The sequence below is a fragment of the Salibaculum griseiflavum genome, assembly GCF_003129565.1.
GTDB classification, from domain to species: Bacteria; Pseudomonadota; Alphaproteobacteria; order Rhodobacterales; family Rhodobacteraceae; genus Salibaculum; species Salibaculum griseiflavum.
On the sequence record NZ_QETF01000008.1, the window covers coordinates 99,187 to 121,320 of the forward strand.

At 61.9% G+C, this 22,134-nt stretch carries 21 protein-coding genes; 7 read left to right on the forward strand and 14 right to left on the reverse strand.

Annotated features, from left to right (window positions below; all coding sequences use genetic code 11):
* Positions 1-38: 38 nt before the first annotated feature.
* From DFK10_RS09315 to DFK10_RS09325, 3 genes are all read right to left on the reverse strand, one after another.
* Positions 39-986 carry a substrate-binding domain-containing protein gene (locus tag DFK10_RS09315; RefSeq protein ID WP_109388752.1) on the reverse strand — a complete coding sequence of 316 codons (948 nt, stop codon included), beginning with the start codon at positions 984-986 and terminating at the stop codon, positions 39-41.
* A 76-nt stretch (positions 987-1,062) separates the two neighbouring features.
* A complete protein-coding gene (locus DFK10_RS09320; protein WP_235866806.1) occupies positions 1,063-1,884 on the reverse strand; it encodes a TIM barrel protein in 822 nt (273 codons plus the stop codon).
* A 150-nt stretch (positions 1,885-2,034) separates the two neighbouring features.
* Positions 2,035-3,063 (reverse strand): LacI family DNA-binding transcriptional regulator, encoded by a 1,029-nt coding sequence (locus DFK10_RS09325; RefSeq protein WP_109388753.1) that lies wholly within the window; start codon positions 3,061-3,063, stop codon positions 2,035-2,037.
* A 164-nt stretch (positions 3,064-3,227) separates the two neighbouring features.
* Here DFK10_RS09325 and DFK10_RS09330 point away from each other — a divergent pair, with 164 nt between their 5' ends.
* Positions 3,228-4,220: a LacI family DNA-binding transcriptional regulator gene (locus DFK10_RS09330; RefSeq protein WP_109388754.1), complete on the forward strand. Its 993-nt coding sequence runs from the start codon at positions 3,228-3,230 to the stop codon at positions 4,218-4,220.
* On the opposite strand, the gene DFK10_RS09335 is transcribed toward DFK10_RS09330, so the two are convergent.
* From DFK10_RS09335 to DFK10_RS09345, 3 genes are read right to left on the reverse strand one after another with little or no spacing between them, the layout of a single operon-like run.
* The gene (locus DFK10_RS09335) at positions 4,217-5,374 is read right to left on the reverse strand and encodes a Gfo/Idh/MocA family protein (protein WP_109388755.1); all 1,158 of its coding nucleotides are present in this window, start codon (positions 5,372-5,374) and stop codon (positions 4,217-4,219) included. The two genes, DFK10_RS09330 and DFK10_RS09335, sit on opposite strands and share 4 nt — an antisense overlap.
* Positions 5,375-5,386: 12 nt before the next feature.
* Positions 5,387-6,280: a sugar phosphate isomerase/epimerase family protein gene (locus tag DFK10_RS09340; protein WP_109388756.1), complete on the reverse strand. Its 894-nt coding sequence runs from the start codon at positions 6,278-6,280 to the stop codon at positions 5,387-5,389.
* The gene (locus tag DFK10_RS09345; RefSeq protein ID WP_109388757.1) at positions 6,277-7,377 is read right to left on the reverse strand and encodes a Gfo/Idh/MocA family protein; all 1,101 of its coding nucleotides are present in this window, start codon (positions 7,375-7,377) and stop codon (positions 6,277-6,279) included. The genes DFK10_RS09340 and DFK10_RS09345 overlap by 4 nt, the downstream gene beginning before the upstream one ends.
* Before the next feature lie 102 nt (positions 7,378-7,479).
* Here DFK10_RS09345 and iolC point away from each other — a divergent pair, with 102 nt between their 5' ends.
* From iolC to DFK10_RS09360, 3 genes are read left to right on the forward strand one after another with little or no spacing between them, the layout of a single operon-like run.
* Positions 7,480-8,460, forward strand: a complete 981-nt coding sequence (gene iolC, locus DFK10_RS09350) for a 5-dehydro-2-deoxygluconokinase (protein ID WP_109388758.1) — start codon at positions 7,480-7,482, stop codon at positions 8,458-8,460.
* 9 nt (positions 8,461-8,469) lie between these two features.
* On the forward strand, positions 8,470-9,309 hold the full coding sequence (locus tag DFK10_RS09355; protein ID WP_109388759.1) for a 5-deoxy-glucuronate isomerase: 840 nt from the start codon (positions 8,470-8,472) through the stop codon (positions 9,307-9,309).
* Positions 9,306-10,136 (forward strand): class II fructose-bisphosphate aldolase, encoded by an 831-nt coding sequence (locus DFK10_RS09360; protein ID WP_109388760.1) that lies wholly within the window; start codon positions 9,306-9,308, stop codon positions 10,134-10,136. Before DFK10_RS09355 ends, DFK10_RS09360 begins: the two co-directional genes overlap by 4 nt.
* On the opposite strand, the gene DFK10_RS09365 is transcribed toward DFK10_RS09360, so the two are convergent.
* Genes DFK10_RS09365 through DFK10_RS09375 form a run of 3 tightly spaced genes read right to left on the reverse strand, consistent with a single transcriptional unit; the run spans position 10,133 to position 12,348 of the window.
* Positions 10,133-10,936 (reverse strand): 3-methyl-2-oxobutanoate hydroxymethyltransferase, encoded by an 804-nt coding sequence (locus DFK10_RS09365; protein ID WP_109388761.1) that lies wholly within the window; start codon positions 10,934-10,936, stop codon positions 10,133-10,135. The two genes, DFK10_RS09360 and DFK10_RS09365, sit on opposite strands and share 4 nt — an antisense overlap.
* A 3-nt stretch (positions 10,937-10,939) precedes the next feature.
* The gene (locus DFK10_RS09370) at positions 10,940-11,251 is read right to left on the reverse strand and encodes a MocE family 2Fe-2S type ferredoxin (RefSeq protein ID WP_109388762.1); all 312 of its coding nucleotides are present in this window, start codon (positions 11,249-11,251) and stop codon (positions 10,940-10,942) included.
* A gap of 17 nt (positions 11,252-11,268) precedes the next feature.
* On the reverse strand, positions 11,269-12,348 hold the full coding sequence (locus DFK10_RS09375) for a fatty acid desaturase family protein (RefSeq protein ID WP_109388763.1): 1,080 nt from the start codon (positions 12,346-12,348) through the stop codon (positions 11,269-11,271).
* 135 nt (positions 12,349-12,483) lie between these two features.
* Here DFK10_RS09375 and DFK10_RS09380 point away from each other — a divergent pair, with 135 nt between their 5' ends.
* Positions 12,484-13,515, forward strand: coding sequence for a LacI family DNA-binding transcriptional regulator (locus DFK10_RS09380; protein ID WP_109388764.1), 1,032 nt, complete (start codon positions 12,484-12,486; stop codon positions 13,513-13,515).
* Positions 13,516-13,569: 54 nt separating this feature from the next.
* Here the strand turns inward: DFK10_RS09380 and DFK10_RS16470 are convergent, their stop codons facing one another.
* The 5 genes from DFK10_RS16470 to DFK10_RS09405 form a co-directional block, all read right to left on the reverse strand.
* Positions 13,570-13,941, reverse strand: a complete 372-nt coding sequence (locus tag DFK10_RS16470; RefSeq protein ID WP_217810114.1) for an Hpt domain-containing protein — start codon at positions 13,939-13,941, stop codon at positions 13,570-13,572.
* A 20-nt stretch (positions 13,942-13,961) separates the two neighbouring features.
* Complete coding sequence (locus tag DFK10_RS09390) at positions 13,962-14,921, reverse strand: response regulator (RefSeq protein ID WP_146193250.1); 960 nt, start codon at positions 14,919-14,921, stop codon at positions 13,962-13,964.
* 146 nt (positions 14,922-15,067) lie between these two features.
* The gene (locus tag DFK10_RS09395) at positions 15,068-15,475 is read right to left on the reverse strand and encodes a response regulator (RefSeq protein WP_109388767.1); all 408 of its coding nucleotides are present in this window, start codon (positions 15,473-15,475) and stop codon (positions 15,068-15,070) included.
* Positions 15,476-15,574: 99 nt separating this feature from the next.
* Positions 15,575-17,164 (reverse strand): PAS domain-containing sensor histidine kinase, encoded by a 1,590-nt coding sequence (locus DFK10_RS09400; RefSeq protein WP_217810115.1) that lies wholly within the window; start codon positions 17,162-17,164, stop codon positions 15,575-15,577.
* A 240-nt stretch (positions 17,165-17,404) separates the two neighbouring features.
* Positions 17,405-19,417, reverse strand: a complete 2,013-nt coding sequence (locus DFK10_RS09405) for an ATP-binding protein (RefSeq protein WP_109388769.1) — start codon at positions 19,415-19,417, stop codon at positions 17,405-17,407.
* A gap of 473 nt (positions 19,418-19,890) precedes the next feature.
* Between DFK10_RS09405 and DFK10_RS09410 the strand changes: the two genes are divergently transcribed.
* Together DFK10_RS09410 and DFK10_RS16235 are read left to right on the forward strand one after the other, a co-directional pair.
* Positions 19,891-21,006, forward strand: coding sequence for a response regulator (locus DFK10_RS09410; RefSeq protein ID WP_217810116.1), 1,116 nt, complete (start codon positions 19,891-19,893; stop codon positions 21,004-21,006).
* A gap of 688 nt (positions 21,007-21,694) precedes the next feature.
* Complete coding sequence (locus tag DFK10_RS16235) at positions 21,695-21,889, forward strand: hypothetical protein (RefSeq protein WP_146193251.1); 195 nt, start codon at positions 21,695-21,697, stop codon at positions 21,887-21,889.
* Positions 21,890-22,134: the final 245 nt, after the last annotated feature.

The following is a 22,134-nucleotide window of genomic DNA, read 5'->3' on the forward strand; positions in this document are numbered from 1 at the left end:
GGCAGGGCGCCGCTGCGCCCTGCCCTCACGCGGATGGATCAGTTGCGGTCGATGTACTCGTCCAGGTTGGCCGGAGTGACCAGCTGGAAGGGGATATAGACTTTCTGGTCCACGTCCTCACCGCGGGCCAGGGCCAGCGCTGCATCGACCGAGCCTTCACCCTGACCGAAGGCGTCCTGGAACACGGTAGCGTCGAGATCACCGGCCTGCATGGCAACCAGCGCGTCCTGGGTGGCGTCCACGCCCACCACGATCACGTCATCCATGGACATGCCATTGGCCTTCATGGCCTGGATGGCGCCGATGGCCATTTCGTCGTTGTTGGCGAAGACGATGTCGAAGGGTTCGCCCGAGGACATCCAGTTGGTCATCAGGTCCTGTGCCTCGTCGCGCGACCAGTTGGCGGTCTGACGGTCGATGATGCTGATGAAGTTGCACATGTCCATGCCGATCACGTCATCGACGTCCTTGGTGCGCTGAACGGCAGCCTGGTTGGAAAGCTGGCCCATCAGGATATAGGCGCTGGCACCACCGGCAAGGCCCTCAGCGCGGGCCATCTTGCAGGCCTCGAATGCGGCGAGCGTGCCGGACTCGATCTCATTGGAGGCCACGAAGGCCTGGTTGTCGGGCAGGTCATCGACGTTGATCGGCTGGCGGTTGACATAGACCAGGGGAATGCCTGCGGCTTCGGCGGCGGCGGTCATGGCCTGTGTGGCCGAGGTGTCCACCGCGTTGACGATGATTGCATCGACGCCAGAGGCGATGAAGTTGTTGATCTGGTCAAGCTGTTTGGCAACGTCATCGGTTGCGTCCTCGACCTGCAGTTCGACACCGTCAAGGCCGTCGGCATATTCGACCATGCCGTTGCGCATGACGGTCAGGAAGTTGTCGTCGAACCGGGCGATCGAGGCGCCGATGGTTTGCGCGAAGGTCGCAGAGCCCATGATGGTCATCATGGCGGTTGCAGCGATAAGGGTCTTTTTCATTGGTTTCCTCCCAATAGTGGTGTCCGGCACACCGTTTTTCCGCCGGAAGCCCCGTTCGGGGCGGTTCAACCTCGCCCTAGGCGGCCTTGGCCTCCAGTTGCGAAGAAATGAAATCGAAAGAGCGCCGGATCGCGGCCTCCGGATCGGTCAGCGCGTGTATCTCGGGCGAGAAGCATTCATAGGAAATCGGCCCGTCATAGCCCGCTGCCAGTAGTGCCGCGATCTGGTCGATATTGCCGAGCCGGTCGTTCTCGTCGACCAGCACGCGGTGTTCATCCTCCATCTGCTCGACTGCCAGACCGGGATCGACCACGCCGGAAATATGAACGATGCCCGTGCGGTCGGGATAGATCGGGCCGCCACCGGCGAGGCAGTGATGGAACGTGTCATGCACGAGCTTGAAGTGATCGCCGGCATCCAACGCATCGATGGTTTCCGCGAGGTCCTGCTTCGAGCGTAACGACGACCGGTTGAACCCAAGCGGCTCGACCAGGGCCACCATCCCGGTCTCTGCCAGTATCGGGCGAATTGCCTTGAGGGCGATGCGCAGGTTGGCGTGGCGTTCGCCGTTGCCCTTGCCGGTTCCGTCATTGCGCGGGATCAGGCTGATTGTCTCTGCCCCCGCGGCTTTCGCAAGAGCGATCAGGCTGGCCACCGCGGTTTCGCGTTCAGGGGTCCAATCGTTGAACGGATAGACCTGGCTCAGCCCGACGATGCGCAGCCCCTTGTCATGCGCCATCCGCCCGGCGTCACTCGCGGACATGCCATCGAATAGCGGTCTGTCGATATCATTGCGCAGTTCGACGCCCACACAATCAAGTGCCGCCGCGAGATCCAGAAAGGCCTCGAAACCCAGACCGGGCACGGTCATGTGATTGAGTGCAGATTGTATCTGCATCCTCGCTATCCTCCCCCCGCGCCACGAATGGACGCGCCTCTTTGTCGCAGAAGAGAAAGCCCGGCACGCCGATTCCGTCAACGCGGGTCAGGATCGTTTCACTCATTCATGACGTTTTTCCGCGCATGCAAAATGACGTTTTTTCGTCATTTAGGCGATTTCCGGCAGAATGATGCGTGGGTCAAGGAAATGCTGCCCGATGGTCCCGTCATCGCCCGATTGCGCCTTGACCATGAGCGCGACGACGTCGTCGCAGAGTTCCGCCAAGGGGGTCGAGATTATCATCCGCAGGTAGCCATCAAGCAACGCCGCGCGGCTCTCGGCCGTCACCTCGTTGACCACAAGCGCCACCTCGCCCGGCGCCCGGGTTTCACGAAGGGCGGCGATGGCCCCTTCCATGCCCCCACCGGCCACGTAGATCCCGCGCAGGTCGGGATGGCGGGTCAGCAGGTCCAACGTCGCCTCGTAGGTCAATTGCCGCGTTTCGAGGTTCACAAGCGTATCGAGCACCGTGAAGGCGGGGGCGTTCTCACGCGTGTAGGCGCGGAACCCCACCTCGCGCAGATCGTGCCCATGCCAACGATTACCGCCCACGAAAACTGCCAGTTTGCCCGGCACGTGTGAAGTTTGGGTGATCATCCAGGCCGCTTGACGACCCACTTTCATGTTGTTCAACCCAATGTAATTGCGCCGGATTCCCTGCGCGAAGTCATTGAGCAGCGAGAAGGTCGGCACATCCAGGCCCTTCAGCTCCTCCACCACCTGATCCAGCGCCCGGTGATTGACCGCGATGGCCGCGACCGCGTCGCACCGCCGCCCCATGCCGCGCAGAATCTCCGCGAACTCCTCAGGGGATTGCGACCCGGCAAACCGGATATCGGCCGTGCCGCGAATATCCGTGCGCGCGGCGACGGCGCGTTCGATCTCGCGGCGAAAGTTGCGATAGAATTCCTGCTTTTCCTTCAAGAGAACGAAGCCGAAGCACCTCTCGGGGACGGCCTCGACCAGCCGGTGATCGAACAGCCCACGTGCATGATAGCCGACCCGATGCGCCGCCTCGGCGATCTTGCGCAGGGTGTCCTCGCGCACCGTCATACGCCCGTTCAGAGCCCGGTCGACGGTCGAAACACTGACCCCTGCCGCTTCGGCGACATCCTTGATTGTCGGGCGACGTGCCATGGCCTCTCCTGCAAATGCGCGCTGCTCGCACATCATGAATGACGTTTGCCCTGCTTGGCAATGCCGCAAAATGCAGCATCAAGGCAGGCCATGCGTGAAACCGGTTGCATTCTGCCAAGCGCACTTGTCTTCTTGTCGTGATCCGGAACCAATCCCGAGGGCAGATGGCCGTCACGCTACAGGATGTTGCCGACCGCGCCGGCGTGTCGAAATCCGCAGTCTCGCGGACTTTTACCGCGGGCGCTTCGGTTTCTGACAGGACACGCGCCAAGGTCGAGGCCGCCGCCGCCGAGCTGGGCTATCACCCCAACGTGCTGGCCTCCAGCCTGACCACTGGACGCACCAAGCTGATCGGGCTGGTGTCGAACAATTTCACCAATCCCTATTTTCTGGAAATCTTCGACAGGTTCACGCAAGCCCTGCAACAGGCGGGACTGAGGCCATTGCTGGTGAACCTCGCCCACGAAGGCGACGCCGTCCACTCTCTGGACATGCTCAGGCAATATAGCGTGGACGGGGTCATCGTCGCCTCCTCGACGCTGCCACCGGACTTCACCGCCGCGTTCCGGGCCGCGGGCCTGCCGGTTGTCCATGCCTTCGGCTGGTCGCGCAGCGCGCCCGATACCGACCTTGTCAGCATCGACAACATCGCCGCCGGCACGCTGGCCGCGGAGACGCTGCTGGCCCGGGGCTATGGGCGCATCGGCTTTCTTGGTGGCCCGCGAGAGGCCAGCACCACGCAGGATCGGCTGACAGGCTTTCAGGCCCGTGCTGGCGCGGCCTTTGTCGGGGCCCGGTTCGCACCGGCCTATGCCTTCGATGCCGGACGCGCCACCATGCGCGGCCTGCTGCAGGATGGCCCCGGGGCCGAGGCCTGGTTCTGCGGGGACGACGTGATCGCCATCGGCGCGCTGAGTGCGCTGCGCGATGCCGGGCTGAAGGTTCCCGGCCAGGTCGGGATTCTCGGTCTCAACGACATGGAAATGGCCGGCTGGGAGAATATCGGGCTGACCACCATCCGTCAGCCCATCGCCGAGATCGTCGCCGCCTCGGTTGCGCTGATCGAGGCCAGCATAGCCGACGCGGCGCGGCGCCCGGAAACCAGGATGCTCCCGTGCTCCCTGATCGAGCGTGCAACCCTGCGGCCTCTGCCCTAGCGGAACATCGGCGGGCGCGCATCGGTCCATGCGCCCTCGGCCTTGCCGCTTTCGGCCACGGCGAACACCGCCGCCATCGACCGCACCCCGTCCTCGGCCCTGGGATAGAGATTGGCCGCCGGGTCCATCTCGCGGCCTTCTTTTTCCGCCCGAATCGCCTCGGCAAGGTCGGCATAGATATTGGCGAAGGCCAGCGGCATGCCCTCGGCATGGCCGATGGTCACGCGGCTGGTGCGGTCTGCCTCGGGCGACAGGCCAGCCTCGCCTCGCTCGATGGTCTCAACCCGTCCACCCAGCGGCATCCAGTAAAGCTGATTGGGCTGCTCCTGCGCCCAGCGCAGCCCCCCCTTTTCCCCGAAAACCTGAAGCGTCAGGCCATGCTGACGGCCCAGCGCGACCGACGAGGTCCAAAGCCGCCCCACCGCGCCACCGTCGAAGCGCAGGTTGACCATGGCGTCGTCTTCCAGCTCGCGGCTCTCGATACAGCTGACCGTATCCGCCGAAAGCCGCTCGGCCTCTTGCCCGATCACGAAGCTGGCCATGTGCAGCGCATGGATGCCGCAATCGGCGAATTGTGCCGAAACACCGGCCTGGGCCGGGTCATAGCGCCAACGGACGCGGGGGTTGTCGGCATCGCCCGCATCGGCGTGATGGCCATGGGCGAATTCCGCCTTGACCAGCCGGATCCTGCCCAGGTCACCGCGCGCCACCATGGCCCGCATGTGCCGCACCAAAGAATAGCCCGAATAGCCGTAATTCACCGCGCAGATCCGTCCGGTGGCGCGGGCGATCTTCACGATCTCTTCGCCCTCTTCGACGGTCATGGTCATGGGCTTTTCACACAGCACGTGAAACCCGGCCTCAAGATAGGCCTTGGTGATCTCGAAATGGGTCGCGTTGGGCGTGGCCACGGTGACAAGGTCGATCCGGTCGTCACGGCCCTTTTCACCGGCCAGCATCTCTTGCCAGTCGCCATAGGCCCGGTCGGCCGCGAGCCCCAGCCGCTGGCCATAGGCGCGGCCTTCCGCGGGGCGATGGTCCAGCGCCCCGGCGGTGAAGTCGAACAAGCCGTCCAGCCCGGCACCCAGACGGTGAGCCGGCCCGATCTGGCTGCCTTCGCCGCCGCCGATCATGCCCCAACGCAGTTTCGCCATGTCGTTCTCTCCTTATTCGAAGCCGATGGAACGCAGATAGGCGCGGTTGGCCTGCGCATCCTCGAGCGGGGTCACATCAAGGGTCGGGTCGATATCCTGTTCCACGGTGCACCAGCCCTCGAACCCGGACTCCAACAGCACCTGCCGCACGGCGGGGAAATCCACATCGCCCTCACCCAGCTTGCAGAAGATGCCCTGCCCGCAGGCCTTGTAGAAATCCGTGCGATTGGCGACCACATCTGCCTTAACAGCCGGATCGATATCCTTGAAATGCATGTAGGAAATCCGATCCATATGGCGCTTCATGAAGGCCACCGGGTCAAAGCCCGCATAGGAATGGTGGCCCGTGTCGAAGCAGATTTTCAACAGGCTGTCGTCGATCTCATCCAGAAGGCGCTCCAACTCGGGTTCGAAGTCGATGAAGCCCCCCGCATGGGCATGGATGCTGACCGTCAGACCATAGACCTCGGATCCCATCCGGGTGACGTATTCGATACGCTCGCGGAACGCTTTCCATTCGGCGGCGTCCATCTGTTCGGCCTCGTCCGCGCGGCCTGCCGTGGGCGCGCGGCGCGGCGAGATGCTGTCGATCAGAACGAGATGTTTGGCGCCATGACTGGCCAGCGATTTGCAGGTGCGTTCAGCACCGTCCAGCACATCGCGCCACTTGTCGGGGTCATGGAATGGCCGAAAGACCACCCCGCCGATCAGGGAAAGGTCGTGTTCGGCCAGTGCGTCGCCAAGCTGGGCCGGATCTTCGGGCATGTAGCCGACGGGGCCAAGTTCGATGCCCCGATAGCCCGCCGCCGCACAGTCACGCAACACGTCGCGCCAATCGGGATTGCGCGGATCGCCTGCAAATTCCACGCCCCAGGAACAGGGCGCATTGCCGATCTGGATGGTCATTGCCTTACCTCTGTCCATTGTCCTGTTTCTGCCGAGGCCATCACCGCCTCGACCACCTCGGCGACAGCCAGGCCGTCGCGGAAGGTTGGCCAGACCGGCTGGTCGGTGTCGATGGCCTCAAGGAAATCCTTGGCCTCGATGATGATCTGGTCCTGGTAGCCGGTACCGTGGCCCGGCCCCTGGCAGAACGGTTCGTAATCGGGATGCGCCGGACCGGTCAGGATCTTGCGGAACCCGCGGGTCGCCTCGGGCCCCTCGGCCTCGTACAGCCACAGGGCATTCTGGTCTTCCTGGTCGAACCGCAAGGCACCTTTGGTCCCGAAGACCTCGTAGGCATAGCCCATCTTGCGTCCTGTCGCGATGCGGCTGGAATAGATGTGGCCCATGGCCCCATTGGCGAACCGACACATGATCTGGGCATGGTCGTCATTGTCGACGGTGCCGCCCGGACGTTCGGCATGAACCGTTTCCAGATCCGCCGACACCTTGGCGATCGGCCCCGTAAGGGCAAGCGCCGCGTTGATCGGATGCGGGGCCAGATCGCCCATGTTGCCATTGGCCCGCCCAGAACAGCGCCAGTTGAACGGCGTCGCGGGGTCGGAGAGGAAATCCTCGCTATGCTCGCAGCGGAACCAGGTGATATCGCCCAGCGCGCCCTCGGCGATCAGCTTGCGGGCGAATTGCGTGGCCGGTGTGCGGCTATAATTGAAACCCACCATGTTCGGCAGACCCGATGCCTCGGCCGCCTGCACCATGGCGCGCGCATCCTCCATCGTATCGGCCAAGGGCTTCTCACAGAATACCGGCTTGCCAGATGCAAAGGCTGCCTCGGCGATCTCGCGATGGGTTCCCTGCGGCGATGCGATAATGACCGCCTCGACGCCTGGATCGTTCACAAGCGCCTGCCAATCCGGCGCAGCCCGCCGGAACCCGAAGGCCGCCCGGTAGCGTTCGGCGCTTTCCGCGCTGGATGCCGCGATCATCTCCAGCCGTGGCCGCAGCCTGGTGCCGAACACGGCCCCGACCGATGCCATGGCCACGGAATGGGCCTTGCCCATATAGCCGCCTCCGACGATGCCAATGCCGATCTCGGTCATCTGTCCCCTCCTGTCGCCGCCGGCCGACTCGTGTTGCAACCGGTTGCAAAATCTGTATCGTCGCGACCCAGACGCTGCAATATCAAATTGGAGGGGCGGCGCATGGCCGATCTCGACAGGCTTCGTGGCAAGGCATTCCTCGTCATTGGGCGCGCGGGCATGGATCTGTATGCCGATCCACCCGGCACCCGGCTGGAACAGGCCGGACAATTCACCGCTGCATTGGGCGGGTCGTCGGCGAATATCGCCGCGGGCCTGACGCGCCTTGGCTGCGACGCGGCCCTTGTCACGCGGGTCTCCGACGACGCGGTGGGCCGGTTCTGCCTGAACCAGCTTGACGCCTACGGCATCGACCGCCGTTTCGTGCGGGTCGAGGGCGGCGAGGCGCGCAATTCATTGGCCGTGGTCGAAACCCGGCTGGAAGATACCCAATCGGTAATCTACCGAAACGGCGCGGCCGATTTCGAGATGGTCGAGGGGGACGTGACCGCCCTGCCCTATGCGGGCTATTCGGCGCTGGTCACAACCGGCACCGTTCTGGCTGCCGAACCCTCGCGCAGCGCTTGCTTGACCGCTTTCGAGCGCGCCCGCGCCGCCGGGCTGCCGCTGTTCTTCGACGTGGATTACCGGCCCTATAGCTGGGCGTCTGCCGAAGAGGCCTCCGAGGTCTATTCCCGCGCCGCTGCAATCTGCGACATCATCATCGGCAATGACGTGGAGTTCGGCTTCATGGCCGGCGATTATGACAAAGGGCTGGACAAGGCCCGCGCGCTTGCTGCCAATGCGAACCGGATCGTGGTCTACAAGATGGGCGAAAAAGGCGCGATCACGATCTCGGGCGGAAAAGAGACCCGCACCGGCATATTTCGCTCGCAGGCACTAAAGCCCACGGGCGCCGGCGACAGTTTCATGGCCGGCTTCCTGTCCTCCCTTGCAGAGGGCCGCGACCTGCCGCAGGCGGTTGCGCGGGGATCGGCCGCCGCGGCGATTGTCGTGTCCCGCGTGGGCTGCGCCCCGGCCATGCCCACGCCCGACGAACTCGATACGTTCATGAACCAGACCGAAATGACCCCGCCCGCATAGGAGGCACAGATGCACATCCCCCCCTTCGACAACGCCAACAAACCCATCGTGGACGTGGATCATGACCTCGTCCCGTTGAACTATTTCAACATCGTCAAGCTGAAGGCCGGCGAGACGTTCGAATACAAGCTGGACGGCTACGAGACCTGCATCGTCCCGGCCACCGGCACCGTGGATGTCGAAGTGGGCGGCGAGACCTTTGCCGAGATCGGCAATCGGGGGGTCGATGTCTGGGATGGCGACCCCGAAGGCGTCTATGTGCCCACCGCCATGGGCGCCCGCATCACCGCGCGCACCGATACCGAGACCTTCGTCGCCGGGGCGAAATATGCCGAAACGCTGACACCCTTTGCCGTGCGCAGCCATGAGCTGGACCTCGTGCAATATGGATCGGACGACACCAAGACCCACCGCAAGATCAAGCATATCCTGGGCGCGGGGCACCATGACCGCGTGGGCCGGCTGCTGGTGAGCGAACTCTTCACCGTGGGCGCGGGCGGCTGGTCCGGCTTTCCCAGCCATAAGCACGACACAGACCGCCTGCCCGAAGAAACGCGCCACGACGAGACCTACAATTTCCGCTTCAAGCCCGATTACGGCTCCGGCCTGCAAATGCTGCAACGGGTCGATAACGAACCGGGCGACGCCTATCACGTGATGAACGGCTCTACCGTTTTGATCGACAAGGGCTATCACCCCTGCTGCGTCCTACCGGGTTACGAGATGTATTATTTCACCATCCTTGGTGGCCTAAGCCAGCGCAGCCTGAAGCAATATTTCCAGCCGACGCATGAAGAGCAGCTGCACACCATTCCCGGGATCATGGACATGGTGGCCAAGTTCAAATGACGCGCGCCACGCTTTCCCAGGTTCTGCAACCGGCCATGCAGGGCGGCTATGCCGTGGCAGGGGTGGTCTGCCTGGGCTGGGAGGATGCGCGGGCCTATGTTGCCGCCGCCGAGGCCGAGGGCGCTCCGATCATCCTGCAGGCCGGACCGGGCGCGCGCGCGCACATGCCCCTGCCCGTCTGGGCGACGATGTTTCATGCGCTGGCCGATGCGGCCTCGGTCCCGGTGGTGTCGCATCTCGATCACGGACGCAGCGCAGAAGACTGCAAAGAGGCCATCGCCCTGGGGTTCACCAGCGTGATGTTCGATGGCTCGCGCCTGCCGCTTGAGGAGAACATCGCCGAAACCCGCGCAATCGCCCGCATGGCCCATGCGGCGGGCGTGTCCTGCGAGGGTGAGATCGGTTTTGTCGGCTACCAGGACGGCGAGACCTCTGCCGGGACAGACCCGTCAGAGGCGGCCCGCTTCGCCGCGGAAACGGGGGTGGATGCGATGGCGATCTCGATCGGCAACGTGCATCTGCAACAGAACCAGCAAGCGCGCATCGACCGCGACCGTCTGGCCGCGATCGAGGCGGCCACGGATGTCCCGCTGGTCATCCATGGCGGATCGGGCCTGCCTCACGCCCTGCGCGCCGAGCTGGCCACAGGCAGTCACATCTGCAAGTTCAACATCGGGACGGAATTGCGGATGACCTTCGGCGCGGCGCTGCGCGAAACGCTGGCCGCCGATGCCGACCTCTTCGACCGGATCGGCATCCTGTCGACAACCGAAGCCGCCTTGTCCGACAAGGCGCGCGAAGTCATCCGCGGATTGCGGGCGGGTTAGCGCCCCAATTCCGACAGGAACGATTCGAATTCCTCGTCCGAAATCGAAACCGCGTGCTCCGGCCCGGGATAGTCACCCGATTTCACATCCGCGATGAATTCACCAAAGGCGGCGACCCGTTCGCGTTGGAGCCTTTCGAACTCGGCCGCGAAGTTGCGATAGGTCCTGGCATGACGTGGCCGCTTATTGACCCCATGGCCCAGAACGTCCTCGGCAAAGAGATATTGCGCATCCGCATGCGCACCCGCCCCCATGCCCAGAAGCAGGAGCGGCGTGTTCTCGGCGATCATCCGGGCCACGCGGTCGGGTACGACTTCCAGTTCGGCACCGAAACACCCGATCTCTTCCAGCCGCTTGACGTGGTCCCAGACCGCGCGGGCACCGGCGGCAGTCTTGCCCACCGCCCTAAAGCCGCCGGTCCACGTGCATTGGCTGGGGATCAGGCCGACATGCGCCACGACCGGTATGGCGTTGTCGCAAAGCAGTTTCTGGATATCGAGCGAGGCTGCGCAATAGACGCAATCAGCCCCGGTCTGCATCGCCGCATGCGCGGCACGCAGGTAGTCCTCCCCGGTGCAAAGCGCCCCGTATAGCAGGCCGACCTGCACGAAACAGTCACCCGCCGCCGCACGCATCGCGGGCGTCCAGAGCGGGGCGACGACGGACAGCATGTCGATCCCCGCCTCGGCCGCCGCGCGGGCCTCGTCCTCTGTCTCGACGAACAGCATGGTCAGCTTGTCGCCTGCCGTCTTGCGCGCGCGCAGGTCGGCCACGGTGGGCCGCGCGTGATACATCCCCATCCCTCAGACCTCGATCAGGACGCGGCCATTTTCGACCTTGGTGCGATAGGTGTTCAGGTTGACGCAGGCGGGCGCACGCTTGGCCTCTCCGGTGCGGTAATCGAAGGTCGCGTTGTGCTTTGGGCACTCGATTTCATATTCCATCACCAGGCCATCCTCCAGATGCACCTGTTCATGGGTGCAAAGACCGTCGGTGCAGAAGAACTCTCCGTCCGGGCTGTGGTAGATGGCGAATGTCCGGCCATCGTGATCGAACCGAACCAGGTCCTCCTCGTCGATCTCGTCGGTGGCGCAGGCGTCGATCCATTGGGTCATTGTCGTCCTCCCTTTCCTTATTGTGCAGCGGCGCCAAGCGCCTCGGCGTGGAAATCCTCGCGATAGGGCCTCGCCGTCGTGGGCAATTCGCGTTTCAGGAAATAGTCCTCATTGCGCAGTTGCCGCCGAAGCGCCGGGATCATCTCGGCCAGCGCCTCGGGAATGGAGCGGTTGGGCGCGGGCAGGTCATGCTTGATCTTCTCGTGCAGTCTGGGCAGCTGGTGATAGGGCACCATGGGGAACATGTGGTGTTCCACGTGGTAATTCATGTTCCAGTAGATGAAGCGGCTGACCGGGTTCATGTAGACCGTGCGCGAATTCAGCCGGTGGTCGATCACGTTGTCGGCCAGACCGCCATGTTGCAGCAGCCCGGTCATGATGTGGTGCCAGGCCCCGTAAAGCCGTGGCAGCCCGATCACCATAAGCGGCAGGATCGACCCCATCGCCACGGCCAGCGCGATGACCGCCGCATAGATCGCCACCCAGATCCGGGCCACGCGGATGACCCTGTGCTGTTCGGCCTCGGGGATGTAGCTGGCTTCTTCGGGGTGCAGGCGCCCCGACGCATTCAGCAGCATGCGCCCGATGGCATGCCAGACATCCACCAACCCGAACAGGTTGGCGATCAGGCGGATGAAATCCGGCGGCCGCATCACGGCGATTTCCGGGTCGCGGCCCACGATGATCGTATCAGTGTGGTGGCGGGCATGGGACCAGCGCCAGGTATGCGGGTTTCGCATCATGCAGAAGCTGGCGACATTGTAGAGCCAGTCGTTGTACCGGCGCGTCTTGAAGGCCGTGCCGTGGCTGCATTCGTGCCACCGGCTGTCCATGGCCGACCCGTAGAGAACACCATAGGCCAGCCAGAACGGCGCAGACCACCAGGACGGCCACAGGGCGATGCCGAGTCCGGCCAGCACGATCATCGCGCCGAACAGGATCACGGTGTCGCGGATCGCCGGGTCGTCGGACCGTTTCATCAGCTCTTTCATTTCCTTGCGGGAAATGTCGGTATGATACCACTCGGCCGCGGCGAGACCGGTTTCAACGGCCCGCCTGGCATCCGGCCCAAGCATGGAATAGTCGCGCAGTCCCATCTATCGTCCTCCCAAGGGTGCAGCTTGGGGTCGTGATACCCGAGGACAGGGGCAAAATGCGCGCGCCAGCCTTGCATTTACCTCAAATCACATCAAACATGCAGCTCTGAATTGATGTAATTACACCATATCACCATGTCCAAACGCCCAACGATCAAGGATCTCGCCCGCGAAGCCGGGGTCGGCGTGGCAACGGTTGACCGGGTTCTGCATGGCCGCGCCAATGTCAGCCCGGCAACGGTGCAACGCGTCGCCGAGGCCGCAGAGCGCATCGGCTATCACGCGGCTGGCTTGATCCCCGAGCATCGAACGCGGCGCGACCGACAGCTTCGCCTCGGCTTCGTGCTGCACAAGCACGGGCAGGAGTTCTATCGCAGCTTTGCCGCCGAGATCGACCGTGCGGCCAAGGCGGTGCCCGGCTACGACCTGCGCATTAAGATCGAAGCCTGCGCCTCGCAATCGCCCGAGGACTTCGCACAGGCCTTCACCCGCGCCGCCGAGAGCGCCGATGCGGTGGCCGGCCCTGCTATCAACCATGCCATCGTGGATCGCTGCATCGCCGAGATAGCCGCCGGCGGCACGCCCTGCTTCGCGCTGCTCAACGATTTCGCACGGGATGTGCGGCTGGGCTATTTCGGACTCGACAACATGCAGGTTGGACGCATCGCCGGCTGGATGATCGCCACCCGGATGGGCCAACAGGGCAAGGCGGCGGTTTTCGTCGGGGGCAATCGCTGGCATGGCCATGTCCTGCGCGAAACCGGCTTTCGCAGCTACCTGCGGGAATACGCGCCGGGGATCGAGGTGCTGGACACGATCGTCAATCTCGAGACCCGGCAGGTCACCTACGAAGCGACGCTGGACCTTCTGGACAGGCATCCGGATCTCGGCGCGATCTTCGTGGCCGGCGGCGGCATGGAAGGGGCGATCCGCGCCCTGCGCGAGATGCGGCCGCCCGGCAAGGTGGCCCTCGTGGTTCCGGAACTGACAGAGGACACCAGAAGGGCCTTGACCGACCGCTACGCGGTTATGGCAATCGGCACGCCCCTGGGACCTCTTTGCCGGGACTTGATCGCGGCCATGATCACCGCTGCGGAAACAGGAAGAATCCCCGGTCCGGACCGGGTCTTCCTGCAACCGCAGATTTACGTTCCGGAAGCGGTATGAGACCGGCCTGTGGCGGTATCCCGGTCTCAGGGTCGTACCATGGGAAACGGCTGATCAGCCGCCAACCTCGTCCAACGGTCTATCCTGGCCAATCTGGTCGAGTTCCTCGATGAGCGTATCCGTCACCTGGATGGTCGCGCCAATCGCGTCGCGCGTATTCACTTCGATCGCGGTGCGGGTCAGGTTTTCGGCGTTGCGTGCCAGCTCGCCCAGGCGTCCAAAGCCCAACGTGTCTGCAACGCCGGCGATGCGGTGCGCGATCTGCAAGACCGATTGCAGCGCGTGCTGGTCATCGGGCTGCGTCTCGAGCCGGTCGAGGAGCGCATCCAGCTGTTGCGATTGCTCATATGCCCGGTCGGCGAATTTCTTTCGAACCGCTGCGATGGAAAGATCAAAGGCGCTTTGGTTCTTCGAAAGGTCGTTCATCTTTCCAGTCCCGATGCCCTTCACCAGATCCGCGCTCGTTCTTCCGCACCCGAGCCAGCCGGGGACAGGTCTGCATCCAGCGGCCGCAACAGCAGGTTGAGGCGGTTCGGCGCCGACCAGATCCCGGGCGAGAAGACCTCGCCCATGACAAGGCGGATCGGACATTCCTCGCCGGACGAAAGCAGCGGAGGATCCTGCTCCAGGTTGGCCTCGATGGACCATAGCGTTTCGGGGCCAATAACGGTGTTCTTGCCACTCACCACCACGACGAACTGGCCATTGCCGACATAGGTCACGAGGTGATCGGTATGCTTGAACCCTACCGTGATCGCGGCCGCCGTGTCGCTGAGGATATCATAGGCATCCGACGGGTCGATCCGGGCGTGAATCTCGCGGAAACCCGGAATGGAAAACACGACGGATTGGCTCTTGATGGCCATCCAGTAGGTCAGGCGCAGAAGGTAGTTTTCCATGGCGGTCATGCTGATGACACGCGGCACATCACGTAGCGCAATCGGCTCATCGACGCCGAACGCCGCGCCCATGCCGGTGCGGGCCTTCAGGGAGGCCGCTTCGGTCGCATAGGCATCGACCTTTTTCGCCTGGTTGGAGAGCCGGGCGGCAAGACTGATCCGCACACCGAGCTCGATCGGGTCGAACGGCTTGTTGACATAGTCCATAGCCCCGGCCGCGAATGCCTGGTCAATGAACCGCCGCTCCTGCATGGCGGTGATCATGATGATGGGTGTCGACGCATATTGCGCCATCTTGCGCAGGCGCGCGCAAAGTTCGATGCCGTCCATGCCCGGCATCTGGATGTCCAGAAGGAAAATGTCGAAGGGGGTATCGGTATGGGCAACCGCGCCCAGCGCCTCTTCTCCGGACGATGCCGCTGTCACGTCAGTGTAGCCTGCGCCCGAGAGCGCCGAGCCCAGAAGCTCCAGCGCAAAGTCATCGTCGTCTACGATCAGTATTTTCATTTTCTGCTCCAGTGACCGGGCGGCACGTGGATGCTGCAATGCATCCCTTCTTCTGCCCGGCGCCCCAATCCATCGACTTATGGTTGAAGCCAGACTTCCCGCGAATTGTGGCAGCAGTTGGACGAAAACGGAGAATTTGAAAGGATTCAAACGGCCTGCCGCAGCTGGACGACCGGCCGGCTACTCCAGACCTCCCGGATCTGATTGGCCAGCTCCATCGGATCGAATGGCTTGGTGATCACCTCCAGGGCGCCCTCGCGGCGCAGGCCGTCGGCGATATCCGCCTGCACACGCGCGGTCATGAAGATCACCGGCACGTATTGCAGCCCCGGCAGGTTGCGCAAGGCGCGGAGCGTCTGTTCACCGTCCATCTCGGGCATCATGTAATCCAGCAGGAAGAGGTCCGGGGCAAAATCTGCGGCCTTCTCGGTGGCTTCCCGGCCCGAACCACATTGCAGCACCTCCAGGTTGCCAACCATTTCAAGGGCCATGTTCGCGATGACGCGGATATCCTCGTCGTCATCCACATGCAGTATGCGCTTCAGTTCGGCCATGGCGTTTGCTCCAGTTTCTCGGGATTATTCGGTTTGGCTATCAATTGCAGGAGACCTGTACCTTTGGGGGTCGGAAAAGCGTCATTTCAAAGGTCTTTACTAGGCAACATCGGATAATGAAGCGGTCTCGGTATCGCCCTGGCCAAGATCAGCCTCCAGATGGGGCTTGCGCAACCGCACATAGAAGGTCGTTCCATGGCCCGGCTCGCTCTCGAAGTCGATCTCTCCGCCATGGGCCAGCACGATCTTGCGAGCGATTGCCATGCCCAGACCCGTGCCCTTCCTTGTCTTGCCGTCGGTATTCTGGACTTGCCCGAAACTTTCGAAAACGGTTTCGCGCGCGGATTCGGGAATACCCGGGCCGCGGTCCGTCACAGAAACTTGCCAATATTCGCCGTCGTCCTCGAGCCCGACCCGCACCGTGTCGTTGGTCGGGGAATATTTGGCGGCGTTGGAAAGCAGGTTCGCGAAAACCTGCATCATGCGTTCTGGGGCCAACCGGGCCATGGCGGTGTCCAACCGGGTCGAGAAGTCGAAATCGACCTGGAACTCGGCGCCGTAGCCAGTGTTCATTTCCACGACGTCATTGAGGAAGCTGACAAGATCGACATCGGATTTTTCAAGCCGCATCTTGCCGGCGCGGATCTTCTCGAGATCGAGGATATCGTTGACGATCAGCAGAAGAGTCTCGGTGTTGCGCTCCGCGATATCCAGAACCGATTTGGCCTGCGCGTCGAAATCCCCCATGGCGCCCGACCCCAGCAGCCGCAGCGCGCCCTTGATCGATGTGAGCGGCGTGCGCAGTTCGTGGCTGACCACGGACACCGACTCAAGCCTGGCGCGTTCGGTTTCCATACGCTCCGTCGTATCGCGCAAGACCGACACGAACAGCAGTTCGCCGTCGTCGGAACGCACGAGGCGGGTCCGGATTTCGCCGGCCCTGTCGCCGCGCATCACCTCGATGCTGACGGAATCGCGGTCCCCGCGCATCAGCGGCGCGACATGGGCGCGGAACGCGGCCGCGTTCATCTGGCTGTCGGCGTCGATGATGGTTTTCGCGTCGATGTCCTTGGCGGACCAGTTGCTGGCTTCGAGCGCGCGGTGATTGGCATAGACCATCTGCAGGCTGTCGGTGCGGAAGATATAAACCTCGTCCTGCAGGTGATCGAACAGGCTCTTGAGGAAGCGAGCCTTCTCGGCGCGGCGATATTCGGTGTTGTCGGTACGGATCGAGACCGTCTTGACCAGTTTACCGGCCTCGTCGAGCATCGGCACGATCGTGCAACGCATGAAGACCTTGGTCCCCTCGGCGGTGACTTCTTCGCTTTCGCCGGTCCAGATTTCGCCCCGCGCCAGCGACCTGCGCACTTCCAACATCGTGGCATCCTCGTCCCCATCCGGGTAGATAATGCTGATATGGCGGCCAATCAGGTCCTCTTGGCGATAGCCGAACTTCGCAGAGAAATTCTCGTTGACGGAGGCTATTTTCCCGTCTGGATCGGTCAGGCACACAAGCGCGTGATTGTTCAACGCCGCGTGGGTCAGTTGGATTTCCTGTGCCTGCTGGCGCACAAGGTCACGCTGCAATTCCAAAATCTTGTTGCGCCGGTAGACCGCAACGCCCAGCACCCCGAACAAGAGCGCGTAGGTCAATGTGCTGCCCCAGGCTGCGCTGCTGCTCGGCGCCATGTTCAGAAGACCAGCGAAGACGCTCCCTGCCGCGAATGCCCCGACCAAGACCGCCAAAGGTCGGCGGCACTTCTGGCCCAAGGGTCCAGACGTTGTCTCTATGGCCTGCTCACTCATCATCACGACTCCGTCTGCGTGCATTCTAGTTCCGTAATTTTTGTTGTTTTACGGTCTATAAATGCGGCAAAGGGCCAAAATACGGCACCAATCTGACCTTTTTCTAGTCCGACAGGGGCAGACCTAGCCAGCCATTTCGTCGGAAAATGAAAGAACTGTGTCGCGCTCGCTATAGGGTTGGGGCAGCCGCAGGCAGAAGATGGAGCCTCCGTCTTCACCTGGTTCGACCCAGATGGTCCCGCCATGTAGCTTGGTGAGCGCATCGCATATGGCCAACCCGAGCCCGGTGCCGCTGTGGCGGCGGGTCACGGATCCATCGACCTGCCAGAACCTGTCAAAGACCTTTTCGCGATGCTCCGGCGCGATGCCCGGCCCGGAATCCTCGACCTCGATCAGCACCGCGTCGTCTTCCGTCTCTGAGCGTATCGCAACGAAGCCTTTGTCGGTGAACTTGACGGCATTGCCGACGAGGTTGACCACGATCTGACGCAGCTGCTCAGGGTCAGCGACGATCGTCGCCGGCGCGACGTCGATCCGAAGCTCCAGCCCCTTCTGCGCCGCCTGGTGCGAAAACCGGCACAGGCATTCTGTCAGCAGGGATTTGAGGTCGAGCTCTTTCGGTTCGCAGGTCTGGGTGCCCTTTACCATATTTGACAGGTCCAGCGTGTCCTGCACGATCGACAGAAGCTGTTCTGCCGACTTCTGCACGCGCCCGGCCTGCGTTTCGACATCTTTCGTGAAAGCCTCGGCCGCCTCTCGAATGGCCTCAAGTTCGCCATCGTCGAGCGCTGCGGTCAAGGACCGTCGGCTGGGCAAAGCCTTGGGGTCCGAGAGAAACTTGATGAACCCGATGATCACGGACAGCGGCGTCCGGATTTCGTGATTGATATTGTCGAGGAATTCCCGGCTGGCGATTTCCGACGCTTCTGCCTTCTGCAGGGCCACCTTGAGATCGGTCACATCGACCCGGAAGCCGACTGTTCCGCCACTCGAAGTCTGACGTTCGGAGACCTTGATCCAGCGTCCGTCGCGAAGCTGCTCTTCGAATACGCTGTTGGGAAGGCGATGGGCGGCCATACGCTCTTCGATCCACTCTTCTTCCCGCCCGATCGCTTCGGCATATTCTCCATTCCAGGCGCCGTAGCTGAGGATTTCCTTGAACGTCACGCCCGGACGGATGATCCGCCGGGATCGCCCGTAGATCTCCAGGTATTTCGAATTGCACAGGACCAACCTGTCATTCTCGTCATAGAGAACGAAACCGTCATTGATCGCCTCGATCGACTCCCAAAGCTGGTTGGTTGCCAGCGCCTCTTTCTGGCGCAGGCGATTGACAACCAGGAAACCGGTAAGAGTGGAACCGAAGAACAAGGCAGCCGCGACGACAATCAACAAGGCATAGGGCCCCTGCGTCGGCCAGCCACCGATGGGGGAAATGCAGAACGTCCATTTCCGGTCCATGGTCAGAAAACTGCGCACGATTGCCTGTGAACCACAGGTCGTCGCGTTGCCAATGACCGAATGCGCCGAACCGGACTCCGGATCGATGCTGAAGGCCGACAGGTCGATCCGGGCCAAGGCCTCCGGGATGCGCGCCTGTTCCAGAAGCGACTCGATATCGATAACCAGGTTGACCAGGCCGATATGGCGATCGTCATCAGGCGCCGCCCCGTCGACGGGCACCCGCATGATCAGGGCCTGGCCCCCTTGTATGATTTCCGTCGGGCCGACAAGAACAGTCTCTCCCATGGCCATCGCGCGACTGGCGCCGCGCGTGAACTGCGATTCAACCCTGTAGTCCAGGCCGATGACCTCGGCGTTCTCTTCTCGAGGATATACGTGGCGAACCACCTGATCGGGCGCATAGGCGACGTTCAGGATATCCGGGTATCTGCGCGTCAAATTCGCGACGAGGTGCTGAAATTCGGCGTCGTCCAGATCGGGCATCAAGGATGTCGTCGCCGCGACAGATCGGGCGATGGTCTCGCGTTTCGCCAATTCCTGCAGGAGCATGTTGGCAGCCTGGACGCCATCGTCGATCGTGTCCGAGGCGACTGAATCCACGGCATTGTCCAAGTCATATCTATAGACAAACCACGCGGTTGCCATGATCGCGACCAGCGACAAGACCTGCATAGGATACAGAAACCTGCCCAAAGAACCTGACAAAGCCCATTGCCCCCACGACCCTTAGGGCCATTACTGCTGCCAAAGAAAAGTAGACGAGGCGATCAATCCGAAAGAAACTCGTTAAGAAGATACGCCTACGATCCCAATTTATTTTCATTAAGGCTAGCACTCGCACACGCCCGTTCAACCTAAATCTGTATACCCAATCGGAATATGTTGCTCTGGCACACCTCGGGGTCGGGGTGTGAGGCGACCCGCAAACCAAAAATTTTTCCACCAAAACGCTGTTTACCTTGCAGAAATTATGAATCTGGCCCCGGGAGGCGAGACTCCGCAATACCGATTGCTCTCAAATGCAAGGAATTGGCCCAGAGCCGCCATGCCAAAGTCATATTTGCCCATACAACTCTGGATCGACCGGTCCGGGTTTTCCGGACTTGCGAAAGCGAACAACAGAAATCGTGCCAGAGGAACAGGCCATGCGGATACTTGCGGTCGACGATGACCCCACAACACTGGAGATCATTGAGGCAGCCCTTGTTGCGGCCAATTATGCCAACGTGGCAACGGCGCGCTCGGGTTACGAAGCCCTTGATTTGGTCGAAACCGCATCCGCGCCCTTCGATTGCATCCTCCTGGACATCATGATGCCCGGCATGGACGGCATCGACTTGTGCAAGCGCCTGCGCGCGATTCCGGAATATGACTCCACACCGATCATCATGATTACGGCGGTGGACGACCAGGAACAGTTGGTCCAGGCGATCCACCAAGGGGCCACCGACTATGTCAACAAGCCCTTCGACGGATTGGAACTGGGCGCGCGCCTGCGCGCCGCTACCCTGTTGCGGGACGCCTATCGCACTGGCACGCCACCATCGGCAACGCCCTCCAAGCGCCAAGAGGTTCAGCTGGACGTCAGCGATCCGATCACGCTGGATCCCATCCCCGGGGCCACCAGCCAGATGCGTTTGATCGATGACCTTCTGATCCATGAGCACGCTCTGTCGGTCACGCATGTCTTCGCGGTCACCATCCTGGAGATCAACGACATTTTCGAGGCTTTGCCCCCCTGTGAATTTCGCTGCATGCTCAATAAGGTCGCCAGCCAGATCTCCGCCGAGCTGGGCCCATGGGGGGCACGGATCGCCTATTGCGGGAACGGGCATTTCACGGTTGTCCTCAGCCGCGGCGGCAAGATGTCCAATGCCTCGCTCAAGAAAATCCTCAAGCCATCGATCCTGTCGATCAAAGCCGATGCCCTGCCGGACTACGAGGGCCGGATGACACTGAGCTTCGCGTTCTCGAACTCCACCGAACCGCGCAGCGGAGTCGCCGCGATCAAAGAGCTTTCCGAAACACTTCGGTTGGCACAGCGCCTCATCCTTCCCAGGCGGCATGACGCGAACCTGAGCGAATTGCGCGAGGTGCTGAAGGGACGCGAGGATCGTCAGATGCAAGGGCTATGGTTCGGTGGCCGCGTTGGGGGGTTCAACGGTCTTGGCAAGGACCAGATCAAGCCAAGACGCGTGCGACCAAAGGGCAAGACCGATCCGGTCGAACCGGAGACAGCACGATCAAAAGAGTCGGGCTGACGTCACTTGGCAGGCCATCGCAAGATCCCACGACTGCGCAGAACAAGCAGAACTGTCCTGTCATCGAGCAAATCGGACAAGACGGACCGTCCTGTCGCGACGCAAACCCTTGGCCGATGGTCCTGAAGAGCCGTAATCAGCGTCCTCTGGGCCTCGAGAGGCCCTACCCGACTGAACCAACCCGATTTTGGATCGCCCCGCCCCACGGCAAGCCTGGGATCGTATCAATTGGCCCAAAATCAGGCTTAGCTTTAATGGGTCGAAATCCGTGTAGCAACCCTCGTCCCCTTCCAGAGACACCGGATTGATTTATCCCAGCCGCGCGACGCGACTCACCGCGGGCTAGCATCGACCGGAAATGGCCAACGATTCGTGTATGGGCTGACCGACTTCCGGGCAATGTCGGCCGTAAAAATGACAGAGATCGGCTATATTCATCTTGATAAGACTGCCCCCACCAGTCCTGTAAAACTTGATTTATGGCGAGATTGTGGCTCGATCAGCCGTCGAAATCTGAGCTTTTCTGAAATACGGAAAAAATAAGGCCGATTGGTGACAAATCAAAGACAGTCTATTTCCAAAAAAATGCTTCTTCTGAACTAAAGCACAGGACAACCTGAGACTGTCTTAAAAGTTGGTGTTTTGCGTAATCGAACATGTGAGCGACATCTCATGATGGAGAGATAAAATGAGCACTAATCTACTCGCTAAAGCCCGTGAAGGCCGCCGGTCTGCCCTGGAAACCCTGACCCAGCGTCGCCGCGCAAGGGCCGATGACAACATCCATATGATCAACCCGAAGCAGAAAAGGGCGACAAGCTGGCATGACGCCATCTTTGTATCGAGCAGAGGCAAGCGCGCCTCTCAAGCCCTTGCTGCCTGACACCAAGTTCACGGTTGTGAACGAGGAGTGCGAGGTGCTGCGGCGGAGAGGATCGGCCTGTTCTGATGGATCCGTTCGATCTCAGGTCCAGAGCCGATCTCCCGCCGCCAGGGCGAGACGAACACAGCCAACCGAGCAAGGCACCAGAGAGCAATTGGGAACCTGTTCGAAAGAAACCCCATCGCTCTGAGAATACTCGACCCCTCTAGGGTTCGAATATCGAATTCAAGTAAGTTCCGAACGCT

Excerpts from the sequence above, each read along its gene's own strand:
- DFK10_RS16235 (WP_146193251.1), top strand. The coding sequence starts at position 21,695 with ATGAGCACTAATCTACTCGCTAAAGCCCGTGAAGGCCGCCGGTCTGCC.
- DFK10_RS09410 (WP_217810116.1), top strand. The coding sequence starts at position 19,891 with ATGCGGATACTTGCGGTCGACGATGACCCCACAACACTGGAGATCATT.
- DFK10_RS09400 (WP_217810115.1), bottom strand. The coding sequence starts at position 17,164 with ATGGCGCCGAGCAGCAGCGCAGCCTGGGGCAGCACATTGACCTACGCG.
- DFK10_RS09395 (WP_109388767.1), bottom strand. The coding sequence starts at position 15,475 with ATGGCCGAACTGAAGCGCATACTGCATGTGGATGACGACGAGGATATC.
- DFK10_RS09315 (WP_109388752.1), bottom strand. The coding sequence starts at position 986 with ATGAAAAAGACCCTTATCGCTGCAACCGCCATGATGACCATCATGGGC.
- DFK10_RS09365 (WP_109388761.1), bottom strand. The coding sequence starts at position 10,936 with ATGGGGATGTATCACGCGCGGCCCACCGTGGCCGACCTGCGCGCGCGC.
- iolC (WP_109388758.1), top strand. The coding sequence starts at position 7,480 with ATGGCCGATCTCGACAGGCTTCGTGGCAAGGCATTCCTCGTCATTGGG.
- DFK10_RS09360 (WP_109388760.1), top strand. The coding sequence starts at position 9,306 with ATGACGCGCGCCACGCTTTCCCAGGTTCTGCAACCGGCCATGCAGGGC.
- DFK10_RS16470 (WP_217810114.1), bottom strand. The coding sequence starts at position 13,941 with ATGAACGACCTTTCGAAGAACCAAAGCGCCTTTGATCTTTCCATCGCA.
- DFK10_RS09335 (WP_109388755.1), bottom strand. The coding sequence starts at position 5,374 with ATGGCGAAACTGCGTTGGGGCATGATCGGCGGCGGCGAAGGCAGCCAG.
- DFK10_RS09390 (WP_146193250.1), bottom strand. The coding sequence starts at position 14,921 with ATGAAAATACTGATCGTAGACGACGATGACTTTGCGCTGGAGCTTCTG.
- DFK10_RS09345 (WP_109388757.1), bottom strand. The coding sequence starts at position 7,377 with ATGACCGAGATCGGCATTGGCATCGTCGGAGGCGGCTATATGGGCAAG.
- DFK10_RS09375 (WP_109388763.1), bottom strand. The coding sequence starts at position 12,348 with ATGGGACTGCGCGACTATTCCATGCTTGGGCCGGATGCCAGGCGGGCC.
- DFK10_RS09325 (WP_109388753.1), bottom strand. The coding sequence starts at position 3,063 with ATGGCACGTCGCCCGACAATCAAGGATGTCGCCGAAGCGGCAGGGGTC.
- DFK10_RS09340 (WP_109388756.1), bottom strand. The coding sequence starts at position 6,280 with ATGACCATCCAGATCGGCAATGCGCCCTGTTCCTGGGGCGTGGAATTT.
- DFK10_RS09380 (WP_109388764.1), top strand. The coding sequence starts at position 12,484 with ATGTCCAAACGCCCAACGATCAAGGATCTCGCCCGCGAAGCCGGGGTC.
- DFK10_RS09320 (WP_235866806.1), bottom strand. The coding sequence starts at position 1,884 with ATGCAGATACAATCTGCACTCAATCACATGACCGTGCCCGGTCTGGGT.
- DFK10_RS09370 (WP_109388762.1), bottom strand. The coding sequence starts at position 11,251 with ATGACCCAATGGATCGACGCCTGCGCCACCGACGAGATCGACGAGGAG.
- DFK10_RS09330 (WP_109388754.1), top strand. The coding sequence starts at position 3,228 with ATGGCCGTCACGCTACAGGATGTTGCCGACCGCGCCGGCGTGTCGAAA.
- DFK10_RS09405 (WP_109388769.1), bottom strand. The coding sequence starts at position 19,417 with ATGCAGGTCTTGTCGCTGGTCGCGATCATGGCAACCGCGTGGTTTGTC.
- DFK10_RS09355 (WP_109388759.1), top strand. The coding sequence starts at position 8,470 with ATGCACATCCCCCCCTTCGACAACGCCAACAAACCCATCGTGGACGTG.